Here is a 17,792-nt window from a genome sequence, read left to right on the forward strand (position 1 = left end):
CTCTTTTTGCCTCATTAGAGGATTGGAAACTTTCTATTGTTTAGGCGTATCATCCGTCTTCTTTCCTTTATCCAGCCATTTCTCTTGGATGGTCTGCATCAGTTCATAGAAGTTAGGGATGAACATCGTGGCGAATATCGTATTGATAGCCATACCGAATACTACCGCCGCACCTAAGGATATACGGCTGGCCGCTCCCGCTCCGGTAGCGAAAAGCAAAGGCATGACACCCAATACAAAGGCGAACGAGGTCATCAGGATCGGACGTAAACGAACGTGTCCGGCTTCCAAGGCGGAATCCCGTATCGGATTACCTTCCTTTCGGAAATCCCGGGCGAACTCTACGATCAAGATACCATTCTTGGCGGACAAGGCGATCAATAAGATAATACCGATCTGGGTATATACGCTTACCGGAACCCCCATCACCCAGCAGCCGATAATAGCTCCCAACAAGGCGATCGGCAAACCCATGATAGCCGCCAACGGACTTGTCCAGCTCTCATATTGAGCCGAGAGAACCAAGAAAGCGACTAGCAACGCCATGGCGAAAATAATCACCGTCGTAGATCCTGCTTTCGTCTCTTGATAAGCGACCGAGGTCCATTCATATCCAAAATTATCACCTAATTGCTCCTGTATCAGCTCCTCCATCGCTAGGATCGCTTCTCCGGAGCTATATTTCGGGTTGGCGATACAAGTAATAGCCGCCGATGAATACATATTATATAGGTTGATCTGGTCTAATCCCAATTGCTCGTCTAATTCGATAAAAGAGGAGAAGGGTACCATCTCTCCTTTACTATTCGCCAGACTCAAACGGAGTACATCATCGATCACTTTCTGCGCCTCTCCGTTCGCCTCGATCTTAACTTGGTAAATACGTCCGAACTCCACGAAATCGTTCACGTACGCCGCTCCCATATAATAGCTGAGCGTGGAGAATACTTGATTCAACTGAAGACCGAGCATCTGCACCTTATCCCGGTCTATCTTCAGTAGATACTGCGGGGTATTGGCCTGATACATACAAGAAAGGTTCAGCAATTGCGGTTTCGAGCGGTAGCTGGCCAGCAATGTCTCCACGGCATGCTGCATCTCCGTCGGACCTAGGTTCTTACGATCCTCCAATTGCAGTTGCAAGCCGCCCGAAGCGCCCAACCCCGGGATAGCTGGCGGTACCATACCGAATACCTGCGCTTCTTGGATAGCCGATGCCTCCCGGTTGAAACGGTTGGTCACGGCCTCTGCCGTATGCTCCTTACCTTTACGTTCGTTCCAGTTCTTTAGGATCACGAAGAAGGTGGCCGTATTGGATTGCTCCCCTCCACCCATTACGGAGAATCCGCTAACGCTGATGAATGATTTCACCTCGGGGTACGTCTTTAGGATCTCGTCAATCTGCTTGGTGACCGCCTCCGTCCGGTTCAAGCTCGCCGCCGGGGGTAATTGGGATACGACTAGGAAATAGCCGTCATCCTCTTCGGGTATAAAGGTTGTCGGCCAACGCATAAACAAGATAACCGCTACCGCCGTGATGATACCGTAAACGATCATCGCCGCTCCCGGTCGTTTCAGCATCCGCTCCACGATCGAGTCGTACATCTTCTGAGTCTTTCCGTATACCTTATTGAATCCTTTGAAGAGGAAGAATTTCGGTTCTTCCGTATTCTTCTCCAAGAAAAGGGCGCAAAGCGAGGGCGTAAGCGTAAGCGAGTTAAATCCGCTTAATACGGTAGCGGCGGCGATTGTCAAGGCGAATTGCTTATAGAGCTGCCCGGAGATACCGCTGATAAACGTTGTCGGGATAAATACCGCCAATAATACCAATACCACGCCCACGATAGGCCCTACGATCTCATCCATGGCCTTCGATACCGCCTCATGGGCCGTATATTTCCCGGTATCGAGGAGCCGGGTGGAGTTCTCTACCACCACGATGGCGTCGTCTACCACCACCGCTATCGCCAGAATCAAGCCGAATAAGGTCAACGTATTAATGGAGAAGCCTAAAGCCGCCATGACCGCCAGTGTACCGATCAATGAGACCGGAATCGTAATGAACGGGATGACTACCGCCCGGAAATTCTGTAAGAATAAGAAGATGACCAAGACCACCAGCAAGGTTGTCTCCAAGAACGTGATAAGCACCTCATGGATGGAGGCGTCGATCACCTCGGTCGTATCCAAGGTCACTTTGTATTCCACGCCTTCGGGTAAGGAACTGCCTAATTCTTTCATCTTGGCCTTTACCACCTTCGATACATCCAAGGAGTTGGAGCCCGGCAACTGGTAGATCGCTATCGCCGCCGTCGGCTGTCCGCTTAATTTAGAGACCACGTTGTAAGAGGAGCTACCCAACTCTATGCGGGCGATATCCTTCAATCGCAGGATCTTACCACCTTGCCCGGTCTTAAGGACAATATTGCCGAACTCATCCGGTGTCGTCAACCGTCCTTTCACGGTCAAGGTATATTGATAGGGGTTATCCGCCCGTAGAATCGGTTGGCCTACGTAACCGGCGGATACTTGGGCGTTTTGCGTGGATATGGCTTGATAGACCATGTCCGGCGTCAAGTTACGGATACGCATCGCCTCCGGGTCTAGCCAGATACGCATGCTGTAGTTTCCGGCTCCCATCACCTGTACCGAGCCTACACCCGGCAGCCGGGTTAGCTGGTCTATCATATTTAAGGTGGCGTAATTACTTAAATACAACCCGTCGTAAATGGAATCCTTGGAACTTAGGGTAAGCATCATCACGATATTGGAGGATTGCTTGCGGGTGGTGATACCTTGTACGATCACGGGTTCCGGTAAGCTACTTTGGGCGATACTCACCCGGTTTTGCACCATGACGGTCGCCATGTCGATATCCGTTCCCACGGCGAAGGTGATCGTTAGGGAGTAAGCCCCCGAACTGGAGGAGTTTGAACTCATGTAAAGCATACCGTCCACGCCGTTTACCTGTTGCTCGATCGGTAAACCTACGGTCTGCGCTACGGTCTGTGCGTCCGCCCCGGGATAAACGGCGGATACCTGTACGGTAGGCGGCGTGATCTCCGGATACTGGGCGATCGGTAATATATTGAGGGTGACCAAACCCGCCACGACGATGATCAGAGCAAGTACGGTGGCGAATATCGGTCTGTTAATAAAGAACTTTACCATAGCTTGCTTATTTTATAGGTTTGATAGTCATGCCATCTCGTACCTTAAGCAGGGCGGAGGTGACATAGGAGTCTTTGGGGCTGATACCGGCGGTCACTTGGCGAAGCGTATCGTCTACCAATTGGCCCACCTCGATAGGACGGTATCGTACGACATTGGAGTCGTTCACGATATAAAGGTACTTCCCTAATTGGTCGGTACCGATCGAGGCGTCGCGAACCAAGACCGCATTCGGCTGCTCGGCATACGGCAGGGTGATGGTGACATATAAGCCACTCTTCAATACATGCTTCGGGTTATCCAGATTGGCACGTACGTTCAGGGTACCGGTCGATAGGTCGATATTGGGGGATAGATAATCCAGCCGGCCCGTATACGCATTGCCGCCATCCTTGCCTATGCTGACGAGGATCTCGGTCGGAAGCTTCACGGTGCTATCGTTGCGGGCGGCTTCCAGCATCATCTTCATGAACTGGTTATCCTCGATATTGAAATTGGCGAACATCAAGTCGTCCTTGTATAAGGTGGCCAAGGTAACCGGCTGGACGGCTCCGTTGATGTAATTACCTATATCGTAGCTGGCCCGGGTAACCGCACCGTCGAAAGGCGCACGGATATAGCAATAGCTCAAGTTGGTCCGTGCGGTATTCAACTCCGCCTCGGCATTCTTCACGGCAGCCTCAGACTCCGATACGGTAGCCTCCGCTTGGATCACTTGTATCTGGCTTACGGCGCCGCTCTTAGCCGCCTCCTTCATACGCTCGTAGTTACTGCGTGCATATTCCAGCTGGGCTTTGGAGGTCTTTACGGAAGCCTCGGCTTGGGTGACGTTATCTTGATAGGTGTCCGGTTCGATCACGAAGATAAGATCGCCCTTCTTCACCCGGCTTCCGGCCTTGAGGTAAGAGGTACGCAAGTATCCGTTGACACGTGCGACCAAGTCTACTTTCAGTTGTGAACTAAGGTATCCGGGGTATTCTTTAGTCAAGGTAATGTCCCTCACGATCGGCGTGGATACGCTTATGGAGGGCACGGGCGTTTCCATCGGCTTGCTTTTCCCCTTGCAAGACGCCAGTAATAAGGCGGAGGCTCCGATAATCCCTATGTAAACAAATGTCTTCATATCTTTTGTCTTTAATGATTATTTATATTAATTGTTTGAGTGGGCTTTTGTTCGATCGGATCGAACGGCCTACATAGGATTCCATCCTCCGCCCAATGACTGATAAAGCTGTATCAAGTTCAGTAGTGAGCTACCTTGAGCCTGTGTCAATTGGTTCTGGTAGGTGAGGAGGGAGCGTTGCGCGTCCAGTACGTTTTGGAAAGGCGTAAGGCCCTGCTTATAGAGGTCAAGGGAAAGATCCAAGGTCTGTTTTCCTTGGTTTACCACTTCCCGGAGGGCTACGATCTGCTTGATCGAGTTCTTGTACGAGCTCATGGCGTTATCCACTTCCTGTACGGAGGTAAGCACGGTCTGGTTGAATTGCCGGATCGACTCGTCCAACTGGGCTTTCGCCAACCGGGTAGCCTGTATCTTCTGGGTGCCTTGGAAGAAGTTCCACGTAAGGGTAGGGGCGATCTCATAGGTCAAGCTATTATGATTCGCCAGCTTGTCGAAGTCGTGGGAGGCGAAACCGATCGAGCCTTTCACGAATACTTTCGGCCACCAATCGGACTTAGAGGCCCCGAGCGAGGCGGCAAGCGCATTGACCTGCCGTTCTGCCGCACGTACATCCGGACGGCGTAGCAACAGGTTTGCCGGCAAACCTACACCGACCGGCTCGATATATTCCGGCAAGGAAGCGTCTGTCTCCATGATCTTTTGTAGATCGGAAGGGTACAGGCCTAACAGGATCGCCAAGGAGTTTGCGTATTGGATGATACCGGCCTCCAGCATCGGTAGGGAGGCTTTCGTGCTGTAGTATACGGATTGCGCCTGCGCTACATCCAGTTTGGAGACTAGCCCGGTCTCATACCGTTTCTGGGTGATCTGTACGACCGTCTGTTGGGAGCGGCAGTTCTGTTGCGCTACCTTTACCTCTTGTTGCAGTTCCCTCATATTGATGTATGAGGAGGCTACTTGAGCGCAAAGGGAGACCATGGCGGCGTTGTATTCCTCTTTCGAGGCGGCGAAATTCTCTTTCTCCGCTTTCACCCGGTTCCGGATACTCCCGAATACGTCCACCTCCCAGTTCATATCTACGGTAGCGCTGGAATATTGGGTGATCGCCTTGGGTACCTGATTGATATTGCCGCTACTTTGTTGCCGTGTCCATCCGGCGGAAAGCCCTAGGGTGGGCGAGTAGCTTCCTTGTGCCGACCGCAGGTTGGCTTTTGCCATGGCGATCCTGTCCATCGCCATTTGCACGGAATAGTTTTGTTTCACGGCTACTTCTATCAGCGAGTCCAGTAACGGGTCCTTAAAATTTCTCCACCAATTATCTTCTACGGGAAGTGTCTGCTGGAAATCACTCCCTTCCTCAGACCATGACCCGGGTAGGGCACGGTCTAAATACGTATGCTCTGTCTGCGCCATTACCCCGATCGGTACCAGCAAGCACAACAAAGCATAACATGTCAGGCGTAAATGTTTGTGCATAAATATATATGTTTAGATTTAGCTTTTAGCAAAACAGTTAAGGGTGGGAAATGTTTGTATCTTTGTCTATTTATATATCCCAAAAACTGAAATATATGGATATCTTATTGGTTATACTAGGCGTTATCTGTTTGTTGGTGGGATTGGCGGGGTGTTTTTTGCCGATCTTGCCGGGGCCGCCGGTAGCGTATTTGGCTTTGTGGCTGTTGCATTTTACGGGTTATGCGGAATTTACGGTTACGGAGTTGGTCGTGTGGGGATTGCTGGTCGTGTTGGTACAGGCGATGGACTATGTTACGCCCATGCTGGGGACTAAGTATAGCGGAGGGTCCAAGTGGGGAAATTGGGGATGTGCCGTGGGAACCGTGGCCGGCATATTCGTGTTTCCGCCTTGGGGAATCTTGCTGGGTCCTTTCGTGGGGGCTTTCGTTGGGGAACTTTTGGGAGGCAAGGCGTCCGGAGATGCGTTGAAGGCTAGTTTCGGGGCGTTCGCGGGTTTTTTATTGAGTGTCGTGCTGAAGGTTACCCTTTGCGGCTATTTTATTTATAGCTTTGTGAGAGGGATAATTAATTGAAGATGGTAATTAATAATGTGAGATATGTTTGAGAAAATAGTAGTGGTGGATTCTACCGGGTTGAATACATGGGGAGTGGAGCGTTTGAAGGAGCTTGGAAAAGAGGTTGTTTTTTATACCGGCATTCCGGAAACGGATGAGGAGATTGTGAACCGGATCGGGGACGCAGATTGCGTACTCGTCTCTTATAATACACAGATCCGGAGGAACGTGATCGAGGCTTGCCCGAATATCAAATACATCGGGATGTGCTGTACCCTCTATAGCGAGTCTAGCGCGAATGTGGATATAGCCGCCGCACGTGAGCGGGGGATAACGGTCTTGGGCATCCGCGACTATGGCGATGAGGGAGTCGTGGAGTATGTCATTAGCGAGCTGGTCCGTTTGTTGCATGGTTTCGGCGGGAAACAGTGGAGACATAAGGCGTATGAGCTGGGCGGGCAAAAAGTAGGCATCGTGGGATTGGGCCGCACCGGGAGAATGATCGCTGACGCTCTTCGTTTCTTGGGGGCTGAGGTCTATTATTTCAGCCGTACCCGTAAGCCGGATGCCGAGGCCGCCGGTATCGCTTACCTGCCTTTGCGGGAGTTGCTGCCGGAGGTGGATATTTTATGTACTTGCTTGCCTCGTAATACGATTCTTCTGGGGGCGGATGAGTTTCGTTTGTTCGGTAATCTGAAGATATTGATCAATACGTCGGTAGGGCCTACTTTCCGTGTCCCGGATTTACAACGTTGGCTTAGCGCCCATAAGCGGAATTTCTTCTTATGCGATGAGGTCGGTATTGGGAATTATGCGGATACCTTGACGCAATTCGATAATGTCATATATACCCCGAAAGTCTCCGGCCACTCGGAGCAATGTATGGAGCGATTGTCGCAAAAGGTAATAGCGAATATCGAAAGCTATCTAAATTGACATGACCCTGTGTCAAAACTCTTGGTGGTCTATCTTTTAGACGCAGATGACGCGGATGACACGGATTTATTTTATTCTTATCCGTGTTATCCGCGTCATCCGCATCAAAACTTATCTGTTCTCTTTCTCGATCTGCTCCTGAACGATAGCGTCTACGACAGCTACGGTAGTCAGGTTCACGATATCACGGGTAGAGCTTTCTACGTCGGTGAAGTGGATCGGTTTGTTCAATCCCATCTGGATCGGGCCGATCGTCTCGGTGATACCCAGCGTATCCAATAGCTTGTACGCGCTGTTGGCGGAGCTTAGGTTCGGGAAGATCAAGGTATTCACGTCTTGCCCTTTCAACTTGTTGAACGGATACATATCGTCGCGCAACTTCTTGTCGAGGGCGAAGTTTACTTGCATCTCTCCGTCTACTACCATGTCCGGGTATGTCTTATGCAAGAAATCGATCGCTTCGTGTACTTTCAGCGGACTGCCCTGCTTGTCGGCCCCGAAATTGGAGTAAGACAACATCGCCATCACCGGCTCGTGAGCGAAGAACTTCACGGCGTCGTGCGTCAGGCGGGCGATATCGATCAATACCTCGGCCGACGGGTGACGGTTGATCAGCGTATCGGCCATGAAGAAGGTACCCTTCTTACAAGTCAGGATGTTCAAGGCACCGAAATGCTTGTAACTCGGGCGGATGCCGATGATCTGCTCCGCCATCTTGGTAACCTCCGAGTAGCGGCTGTATACGCCCGTCACGAAAGCGTCAGCGTCGCCGGTAGCCACCATCATCATACCGAACGCATTGCGGTCTACCATCTTCTCGCAAGCCTCCGAGTAAGTCACGCCCTCACGTGCCTTCTTATCAGAAAGAATACGGGCGTAGCGGTGGCGGCGTTCCGTCTCGCGGTCGTGGCGGAGGTTGACGATCTCGATACCTTCCAGACTGATATTCTCCTCGGCGGCGATCTTGGCCAGACGCTCCTCGTTACCCAGCAAGATCGGGAAACAGATACCTTCCGCTTTCGCCTCGGCGGCGGCTTTCAGCATATTCACGTGGTTCGCCTCGGCGAATACCACCCGTTTTGGGTTCGCTTTCGCCATATCGGTGAACGAGCGCAATAGTTTGTTATCGTATCCCATCATCTCACGTAAGTGGTTGGCGTAGCCCTCCCAGTCGGTGATCGTCTTGCGAGACACGCCCGAGTCGATAGCGGCTTTCGCCACGGCGCAAGATACACGGGTCAGCAAGCGGGGATCGAGCGCTTTCGGAAGGATATAGTCGCGTCCGAAAGTGGTTCGTTTCAGCTTATAGGCGGCGTTCACCACGTCGGGGACAGGCTCCTTGGCAAGGTCGGCGATGGCGTAGACGGCGGCCCGCTTCATCTCCTCGTTGATCGCCTTGGCGTGCGTATCCAAGGCGCCGCGGAAGATATAAGGGAATCCCAGCACGTTGTTGATCTGGTTCGGATAGTCGGAACGTCCGGTAGCGAAGATGATATCGTCCCGCGAGGCCATAGCGTCGGCGTAGGAGATCTCCGGGTTCGGGTTCGCCAAGGCGAATACGATCGGGTCGGCATTCATGCTACGTACCACCTCCTTGGTCAATACGTTCGCCACGGAGAGGCCCAAGAATACGTCGGCTCCCACCACGGCCTCCTGCAAGGTCTTGATCGGACGGTCGGTAGCGAACTCCCGCTTGGCGGCGTTCAAGTCCGGGCGACTGGTAGAGATGACGCCCTTGCTGTCGCACATGACGATATTCTCCTTGCGCGCTCCCAGCATCACGTACAGTTTCGTACATGAGATGGAGGCGGCTCCGGCGCCGTTCACCACGATCTTCACGTCCTCGATCTTCTTGCCGGCGATCTCCAAGGCGTTGATCAGCCCGGCGCCGGAGATGATTGCCGTACCATGCTGGTCGTCGTGCATGACGGGGATATCCAGCTCGTTCTTCAGGCGAGTCTCGATCTCGAAACACTCCGGTGCCTTGATATCCTCCAAGTTGATTCCTCCGAACGTGGGCGAGATCGCCTTCACGGTCTGGATAAACTTCTCCGGATCTTTCTCGTTCACCTCGATATCGAATACGTCGATGCCTGCGAATATCTTGAATAGCAATCCCTTGCCTTCCATCACCGGCTTACCGGCCAAGGGACCGATATCGCCCAGCCCGAGTACGGCGGTACCGTTGGAGATTACGGCTACCAAATTACCTTTCGCCGTATATTCGTACGCGTCCAGCGGATTCTTCTCGATCTCCAGACACGGCTCGGCTACGCCCGGCGAATAAGCCAGGGATAAATCCGTTTGCGTACTATGAGGCTTTGTCGGGATAACCTCGATCTTACCCGGTTTGCCCTCGGCATGGTACCGAAGGGCCTCCTCTTTTGTAATCTTTGCCATAGATGTTTTTATTAGTTGTTTTTTGACTGTCCTATTTGAAACCACCGCGAAAGTAACAAATTATTATGAGTTCGCTTGGTTTTGCTTACAAATAGTTGCTTATGTTTTCCTTAATAAGTGAAAAAGAATAAGCAAAAAAAGGCTTGGGTGCATACCGGAGGTTTGCGTACAACTTAGTTCCACCATATTCAAATAGTATACTCGAAACTTATATGGTGAAGGTATCAGGTATTTTCAATTTAGAACAGAGTAGTCATGGTACTTAAGTGAAAAATCAATAAAACACGAAATACACCAACCACAGAACTTTAGATTTCAACGCCAAACAATAGACGCTGTTTCGCCAAGAGATAGTTAATTTTATTACCATAAAAAATCATTAGTTATGTTGAAAAACTTTAAGCCGGTCAATCTAATCCTCGTAGTGGGAGCTATGGCGTTGCCTGTAAGCGCATATGCCGACTTGGTACCGGAGAAACTAGACGTAAGTATTTCCTTGCAGAGCGGAAAAGTAACGGGAGTTGTAGTGGATAATTTCGGGCCTGTAGCCGGAGCGTCTGTAGTAGTAAAAGGCACAACCAATGGAACGATTACCGACATGAACGGTAACTTCTCGTTGGAAGGAGTAAATAACGGAGACTTGATCCAGATCTCCTTTATCGGATACATGACCCAAGAGCTTATCTACAAGGGGCAGGCCATCAGCGTAAAGCTTGCCGAGGATACGCAAAAACTGGACGAGGTAGTTGTTACCGCCTTGGGTATGAAACGCTCGGAAAAATCCCTAGGCTACGCCATGAAAGAGATAAAAGGCGACGAATTGAACGCTAACTTGATTAACCCGGTAGCCGCCTTGCAAGGTAAAGTGGCCGGTTTGGAAATCTCAGGTTCGGATGGTGGTATGTTCGGTTCCTCTAAAGTTCAGATCCGCGGTGCTTCCACATTAGGAAAGAACAACCAGCCGATCTATGTGATCGATGGCGTGATCTTGGACAACTCCATCAAGGAAGGTAATCCGGACTGGGACTCCAACCCCAATGACTACGGTAACGAGTTGAAAAACTTGAACCCGGATGACTTCGAGTCTGTATCCGTATTGAAGGGAGCGGCGGCCACAGCCCTCTATGGTTCCCGCGGTTTGAACGGTGCGATCGTGATCACGACCAAAAGCGGCAAGAGCGGACAAGGACTGGGTATCAATATCTCACAATCATTCGGTATGGATGTGATAACCCAAACACCTAGTTTCCAAAACGAATTCGGTAACGGTATCATTGCAGGTAACGTAGATTACGGCGATAAAAACGCTAATGGAGACTATTACATCTATGACAACTTCGGACAATATCCTACCAACGCAAATGGTCAATTCTCATTGATGAACGATCAAGGTATGTCGTGGGGACCCGCATTCGATGGACGTGAGATACAATACTATGACGGTTCCACAAGAGCCTACTCTCCCGTAAAGAATAACTTCCACAAGGCATATCAAAAAGGATTCAGTTCGAATACAAACGTGGCGATCAGCGGAGGCAATGAGAAAACGACATTTTATACCTCATTGTCTTACAAGCATGTAGATGGTACGACTCCGAATAATAGCTTCGACCGTATCTCCTTCCTAGGCAAGGCCTCGCACATGTTCCACCCCAAAATCAAACTGGAAGCCAGTATGTCGTTCGCCAACTCTATGCCAAAGAACTCTCCGATCAACATTGGAGAGAACTTCGCAAGCGGCGTGTGGGGACGTTCATATGATCCATCAACTGCAAAGGACAAATATAAAGGCGTACACGGAGGTTTGGCCAGCTCAAGCTATGGCGATGAGTATGGTAATATGCCGGGAATCGGTACTTGGTGGAGCGTCTATGAGAACGATTACCGACAAAAAGAGATCTCAGTCCGTCCTGTCGTGAAATTAAATATCGACCTATTGGATTGGTTGAAGTTTAACGTGAAAGGTAGCTACAACTACTACTATACCCGCTTTGAGAACAAGCAACCCGGCTCCGGTTACGCCAATGAAGGAGGTTACTATGGTATCGGACAGACCACTAAGGAACAAACTAACTTGAATGCCAACTTTATGTTTAACAAGACTTTTGGCGACTTTACGGTGAATGGTTTCTTACATGGTGAATTCTACGAGAACTTCCAGCAGGCACAGTCGATGAACACGAATGGTGGCCTGATCGCTCCCAACCAATATTTTATCGAAAACTCAAAGCAAACACCCACTTATGGCGCAAAGGTAGAAGACCGCAAGAAGATGTTGTCCGTAGCTTTCCAAGCCGGCGTTAACTGGAAAGACCAAATCTTCTTGGACGTAACCGGACGTAACGACTGGTCTTCTACCTTGGTTTACGCCGATGGACACGGATCATATTCCTATTTCTACCCATCCGTAAACGGATCGTGGTTGATCTCAAGCACGTATCGCGATCAGTTACCGGAATGGATTTCTTTCGCTAAGATTCGCGGTTCATGGGCGCAAGTTGGTAACGATACAAGTCCTTACATCATCAACACGGCATACCAAATCAACACATCCACGTTAAACGGGACAAACTATTATGGCATGTCATTGCCGGGAACCATGTACGACCAAGATTTGAAGCCAGAGCGTAAGAACGCTTGGGAAATTGGCTTGGATTGGCGCTTCCTAAACAACCGGATCGGTTTGGACGCTACCTATTATAAAGAGAACACGAAAGACCAGATCATGGAAATCTCGGTTCCGGCCGTATCTGGTATCACCAAGCAATTGATCAACGCCGGTAACATCCAAAATAAAGGCGTGGAGTTGGCCTTGAACACGATCCCGTTCCAGAATCAAGACTGGGAGTGGACATTGGACTTTACTTGGACAAAGAACATGAACAAAATCGTGGAATTGCACGAGAATGTGGCGGATTATATTACACTGGCCGGTGATGTCGCCTATGGGAACTACCGTATCGGTTCCGTGGCTAAGGTAGGGGCCTCATATGGAACCCTGATGACAGATAGCTATTATAAATTCGATAAGTCATCCGGTTTGCCCATGTTGGTTTGGACAGACGGGACACGCCGTTCTCATTACCTGCGAAACGAAGCGAAGATCGTTGAGATCGGTTCCATGATTCCTGATTTCCTTGGATCAATATCTACCGGATTGAAATATAAGAACTGGAGTTTGAATATCTCATTGGATATGCGTTTTGGAGGAAAAGTAGCTTCCTATAACTCCCGCTACGGTACGGCCTATGGCTTCATGGAAGAATCCTTGAAAGGGACACCGGGACATGGCGGTGTCACTTGGACATCCAAATTCGATGGAAAGACTTATAACGACGGTATCATCCCACAAGGTATCATCCCGCAAGGCACGCAAATCACGCAACCCGATGGTTCGATCTATACTGTTGGAGCGGGTGGAGTATCTTCTGCCGGACAGTCTTATCAAGAATTGTTCGATAAGGGCGTGATCGAACCGACACACGCTTCGGCATGGACATATCGCAACAACGCTTGGACTATGGCCGGTCGCGATTATGGTGTGGTAAATAACTCATGGGTGGAAGACTTGAACTATATCGCATTGTGCGACATTTCTTTAAGTTACCGCCTGCCTAGTACCGCTTGCGAGAAAATCAAGGCTAAACATTGCGTATTGACGTTGAATGGGCACAACTTGGGTTACTTATTGAACTCATTGCCAAACAACATCAATCCGGAGTCCGTTTCCGGTACAGCTGCCGCCGAGTTCCGTATCCGTTCTCTGACGGGTGTTACCTCCAGTTTCACGTTCACGGTAAATGTAGGTTTCTAAATTCATTGATTAACGCATAAAATTAAAGAATAAGAATATGAAAAAATATCACTATATAACATCTTTGTTATTAGCTGGATCATCTTTGTTGATGAGTGGTTGTCAAGATGATTTCTCCGAATTGAAACAAGATCCCTCGACGGTGACAAAAGGCGATATCGGCTATTTGTTTGCCCAAGGGGTTTTGGATTTTGAACCATCCGATTATACCTATTGGTTTTATAATGCAGACCAGATGTATCAATGGACACAGTTGTTGGTCAGCACAGGGGGCGTGACCTCTACCGTATTTGACGGTGGTATGAATCCCGGATTCAAATCAATCGATGTATTGAAATATGCCAATGAGATCAAGTACGTTCGCTCTCAAATGTCGGAAGAGGAAAGCGCCCAATATGAAGCCTACGAAGCTGCCATTAATGTCTTGTGCGCTTATATGGGAATCTTCGACTCCGATTTCATCGGAAATATTTCTCACACGGAGGCTGCACAAGCGTTGCATGGTGGAACTTTGACACCGAAATATGACAGCGTGGAACGCTTGTATGAGCTGTGGCTGAACAATATGGACGAAGCGATCACGACTTTCACGACAGCCCAAAATCAAGTGTTCGAGGGAGCGCAAGACGCTATTTACAACGGTCAGAAAGAGAAATGGGCGAAACTGGCGAATTCCTTGAAATTGAAGATTGCGGCTCGTTTGATCTCTCAAAACCGTCAGAAAGCGATCCAAATCGCCGAACAAGTAGCTAATGCCTCCTGTGGCGTGTTGAATGGCACGGATGATGATTTCTTGTTCAACAAGGTTACTTACAATTCATCCAACCAAGATAAGACCTACCACTGGAACAATGGCATTTTGCAAAGTGTGGGAGGCTCGAAGACGCTGATCGACTTCATGGTTAACAACCGTGACCCGCGTGTCCGTTTCGTTTTTCAAAAAAATGAATGGAATTCCAATGTCGTACAGTTATTCTTCGATGCTGGCAAGCAGGCACAAATTCCTCACTATATCATGGAGAGCATCGATTATTCAGTAAGAGCTGACGGTAAATATAAATTCAACGCTTGGAAAGGAGCCGGAGAACCATGGGTACGTTACCAAGGATTCCCATTGGATTACAATGCCGGACAACAAGCTGGTAAATTTGGGGATTGGTTCAATTATAATATTAATTGTAAATACAATGATGATTATATCTATGAACCATTCTCTCGCTTCCAACAAGAGCAAGTTTACGGTCGAATAGACTTTACTTATCCGGTTGCGGCAGGAGATCCTGTGATCCAAGACATCGAAGACAATCCTTGGTATGGTATGTATATGACAACAGCCGAGGTGAACCTGTATCTGGCTGAGTTCAAGTTATTGGGAGCGAACCTGCCCGGATCGGCCCAAGATTATTTCAATAAAGCGCTTCGCGCTTCTGTTGAGGAATACGACCGTTTGGCTCGCTCGAATAAGATCCCGTATTACGGTACGACTTACAACTATGATCCAAACGAGAAACCTATTGATTTGGTAGCAGGCGAGATCGATGAGATGATGTCTTATAAAGACTATCAGTTGACAGGAAACAAGGCTTCTGATTTGGAAAAGGTATATATCCAACAAATCTTACATTTCTTGATGTCTCCGATAGACGCTTACTCGACCGCCCGTCGTTCCGGCGTGCCTAAGATAGGATCTTCAATTTTCCCACGTATGGATTATAGCGCTAATGGTTATCCCGTGACCAATATCCCGCGTCGTGTAGCATTGAACGCACCGAATCCAACAGACTTGATGTATGATAACTTGATCGAGGCTTATAAAGAACAGGGCTTAAGCGTTGGCTCCGGCGACATATTGAATAGCGAGCGTATTTGGCAGGACACCAATGCGCCGCAATGGGGAGCTGGTCCGATCCTTTAATGCACTCAAGACAATGTTAAATATAAAGAGAGGATAGCGGCATCCTCTCTTTATATTTAACTGTCTAAAACTCCTTATCGTTAGTCACAGGCCCACATACTCGAGAAAGAAGCTTTCGTGATAATATCGACTCCCTTATCCCAATTGATCCGATCCGCATGATCGTCCGGTAAGTTGTAGTAGGGACGAGGATCGGTATGATGCCAGGTGATAGGAATACCCACCTTGGCGAACGATTCGCTATCGTCTCACGCTGAATTATCCCATGGACGATAATCCATTGTCAGATTCAAGTCGTATCTCTTGATATCGTTCTTCTGCCAACCACTGAAAGCAGGGTACACTTTCATGAAGAGATAAACCATATGGGTAGGCTTCCTCATTATTGTTACAACCGATCATATCGAAATTCAAATATCCTTTCATATTCCTTATCTCCGGTAACACGACTTTATTTAAACTTTGATTAATGTGTACAATACTTTGGTAATTTTTCACCGAAATATTAATTAAGTCATTCGCTTACTTTTGCGTTTTATGCGTTAACAATCGGTGTAGCCTGTATACGGCGACACTTCTTCATCGTTATTTTTCATACAGTAAAGACACTTGGCTGTAACTTGCCATTTGCGGAATACTGGAACCTTTGCCGGGCAAAAAGCCGGACCTGGATCGGAGGAAAAGAATAGGGGGGAGGCAACCCACAGAAAGGGCGATCCGATACAATCAATAAATTAACCAGCTACACCCTTGCTCGAGCGAAATAATCCATCATAGCCACTACAAATCTAAGTAACGGTACCAGTACACCTATTACATATATTATAGCGTATCCCCCAAGGACAAAAGGTAATATTTTACGATAAAGACATGCTATAGCAAGTAATATAAACGAGAAGGAAAAGCCATAAACCCCTATTTGAAAACCGGGCATCAATTCATAAACAGGTACGGGTTCCGGATGAAGCATGGCACCGACCACGATAGAATAAAGGCTTGTCAATAATATAAGCAGCGTATATAAGCAACTCTTAAGAATCCAGGGATCATTCCTTTTACAATAGAGAATCGTTCGGATATCACTCCTAAGAAACTCAATACCCAGTAAGAGAGCCACCATAACGCTTGTATCAAAAGCAGAAAATATATTCATTCCGATTACCTTTAACGTGAAGATATGTATTTATTCTGAAAAGCTACGTCTTTGCGTATTTTACGATATCGTATCCGATAGTCAGAAAAGCATTTTTGGGGCTCTTTTTTGGGGATGACTGCCAAAAAAGAACCCCGAAGCTGAAATTCAGGCAGACGGGATTCCTCCCGTCCATCTTTACCTTTTTTGCAATCTTCCCTCGTCCGCATAGCTATAATATATATTACCGGCAACAATCACATGATCTAACAGACGGATGTCTAATGTTTCAGCGGCTTTTTTAACCGCTTCCGTCAAGCGGTCATCCGCACTGCTAGGCTTGCGTGCTCCTGACGGGTGGTTATGCACCATGATAAAAGATACGGCGTTATAATACAATGCCTGCTTCATGATAACCCGTATATCCACAGGGGCGGTATTTATCACACCGCATGAGATACGGACTTTACGGATGAGTTTGGACGAGCTGTTCAACAACAGCACCCACATCTCTTCAGTAGTGATATCGCACAAAACGGGATGCATCATTTTCAAACATTACCGCTGGACAAAACCGCGGGATTTTCGACTTGTCCTTCTTTCAGCCGTTTATACAGCTCAATCGCCGCATAAGCGACTTTTTTACGGCTGGGTGTCAATGTTTCCAGTACATCAGACAAAAACAACCCGTCCATTTCCATCTGTTCATACTTATATTCTTCACGTTTCAGTTTCTCACTGTTCGTCAAGGTATAAATCAACTCGCTGTTTTCCATCACCCGATAAACGTCATTCACTTCAAATACGGTTCTCTTCGTTTTCATACTGCCAAAAATTAAAAGATTAATACTCGCAAACATCGCTTGTCGCCCCAACCATAAATTTTTCCTCAACTGATTGGGAACAGTGCTTTGAAGAGAAAGCGGGAAAGACGGATATTAGGACGGGATTGAACTGGTAAATACTACCTTCCCAAAGGGAAGGCTGGAGATTTGGCTTTTCAATATCGGACGTTCCGCCCCCGCCTACCTTCGCAATGTTCCTATCAGTTCAGGAAAAAATCATCATACCTCTCTTCCGGCACAGCCGGAGCATAAAGCGTTAAGGATAGCAGGGAAAAGCCCGGAGGGTAACGAGGACTTGCAACGGATAGCCCGCCCGAAAGGGAACGCCCTAGAAATAAGTTTAGCGTAAAAGAGCAAGACACCCTTTCAGGCATATTAAAAACCGTAAAATTCAACATCTACTTCCGGAAAATATTTTTCCGA

General features: G+C 48.4%; 11 protein-coding genes and 1 pseudogene. 4 read left to right on the forward strand and 8 right to left on the reverse strand.

Going from position 1 to position 17,792, the window contains the following annotated elements; all coding sequences use genetic code 11:
* Window positions 1–33: 33 nt before the first annotated feature.
* From HMPREF0999_RS00260 to HMPREF0999_RS00270, 3 genes are all read right to left on the reverse strand, one after another.
* A complete protein-coding gene (locus HMPREF0999_RS00260) occupies window positions 34–3,171 on the reverse strand; it encodes an efflux RND transporter permease subunit (protein ID WP_005858208.1) in 3,138 nt (1,045 codons plus the stop codon).
* 7 nt (window positions 3,172–3,178) lie between these two features.
* Window positions 3,179–4,294, reverse strand: a complete 1,116-nt coding sequence (locus tag HMPREF0999_RS00265) for an efflux RND transporter periplasmic adaptor subunit (RefSeq protein WP_005858206.1) — start codon at window positions 4,292–4,294, stop codon at window positions 3,179–3,181.
* 69 nt (window positions 4,295–4,363) lie between these two features.
* Entirely contained in the window at window positions 4,364–5,770 is a 1,407-nt protein-coding gene (locus tag HMPREF0999_RS00270; protein WP_005858204.1) for an efflux transporter outer membrane subunit, read from the reverse strand.
* A 95-nt stretch (window positions 5,771–5,865) separates the two neighbouring features.
* On the opposite strand from HMPREF0999_RS00270, the gene HMPREF0999_RS00275 reads away from it, so the two are divergent.
* Window positions 5,866–6,345 carry a DUF456 domain-containing protein gene (locus HMPREF0999_RS00275; RefSeq protein WP_029257243.1) on the forward strand — a complete coding sequence of 160 codons (480 nt, stop codon included), beginning with the start codon at window positions 5,866–5,868 and terminating at the stop codon, window positions 6,343–6,345.
* A gap of 24 nt (window positions 6,346–6,369) precedes the next feature.
* Window positions 6,370–7,263: a D-isomer specific 2-hydroxyacid dehydrogenase family protein gene (locus HMPREF0999_RS00280; protein ID WP_005858200.1), complete on the forward strand. Its 894-nt coding sequence runs from the start codon at window positions 6,370–6,372 to the stop codon at window positions 7,261–7,263.
* 111 nt (window positions 7,264–7,374) lie between these two features.
* On the opposite strand, the gene HMPREF0999_RS00285 is transcribed toward HMPREF0999_RS00280, so the two are convergent.
* Window positions 7,375–9,663 carry an NADP-dependent malic enzyme gene (locus HMPREF0999_RS00285; protein WP_009274818.1) on the reverse strand — a complete coding sequence of 763 codons (2,289 nt, stop codon included), beginning with the start codon at window positions 9,661–9,663 and terminating at the stop codon, window positions 7,375–7,377.
* A 385-nt stretch (window positions 9,664–10,048) separates the two neighbouring features.
* Here HMPREF0999_RS00285 and HMPREF0999_RS00290 point away from each other — a divergent pair, with 385 nt between their 5' ends.
* Window positions 10,049–13,477 (forward strand): SusC/RagA family TonB-linked outer membrane protein, encoded by a 3,429-nt coding sequence (locus tag HMPREF0999_RS00290; RefSeq protein ID WP_009274819.1) that lies wholly within the window; start codon window positions 10,049–10,051, stop codon window positions 13,475–13,477.
* 37 nt (window positions 13,478–13,514) lie between these two features.
* Window positions 13,515–15,392: a SusD/RagB family nutrient-binding outer membrane lipoprotein gene (locus HMPREF0999_RS00295; RefSeq protein ID WP_009274820.1), complete on the forward strand. Its 1,878-nt coding sequence runs from the start codon at window positions 13,515–13,517 to the stop codon at window positions 15,390–15,392.
* A gap of 80 nt (window positions 15,393–15,472) precedes the next feature.
* Here the strand turns inward: HMPREF0999_RS00295 and HMPREF0999_RS22375 are convergent, their stop codons facing one another.
* From HMPREF0999_RS22375 to HMPREF0999_RS00305, 4 genes and pseudogenes are all read right to left on the reverse strand, one after another.
* Entirely contained in the window at window positions 15,473–15,616 is a 144-nt protein-coding gene (locus HMPREF0999_RS22375) for a hypothetical protein (protein ID WP_154395886.1), read from the reverse strand.
* 24 nt (window positions 15,617–15,640) lie between these two features.
* Window positions 15,641–15,775: a hypothetical protein gene (locus tag HMPREF0999_RS23105; protein WP_009274821.1), complete on the reverse strand. Its 135-nt coding sequence runs from the start codon at window positions 15,773–15,775 to the stop codon at window positions 15,641–15,643.
* Window positions 15,776–16,134: 359 nt separating this feature from the next.
* Window positions 16,135–16,545, reverse strand: coding sequence for a hypothetical protein (locus HMPREF0999_RS00300; protein WP_009274822.1), 411 nt, complete (start codon window positions 16,543–16,545; stop codon window positions 16,135–16,137).
* Between the two features lie 177 nt (window positions 16,546–16,722).
* Window positions 16,723–17,384: pseudogene (locus HMPREF0999_RS00305) on the reverse strand (JAB domain-containing protein).
* Between the last annotated feature and the right edge of the window lie 408 nt (window positions 17,385–17,792).

This window comes from Parabacteroides sp. D25 (genome assembly GCF_000307475.1).
GTDB classification, from domain to species: domain Bacteria; phylum Bacteroidota; class Bacteroidia; order Bacteroidales; family Tannerellaceae; genus Parabacteroides; species Parabacteroides distasonis.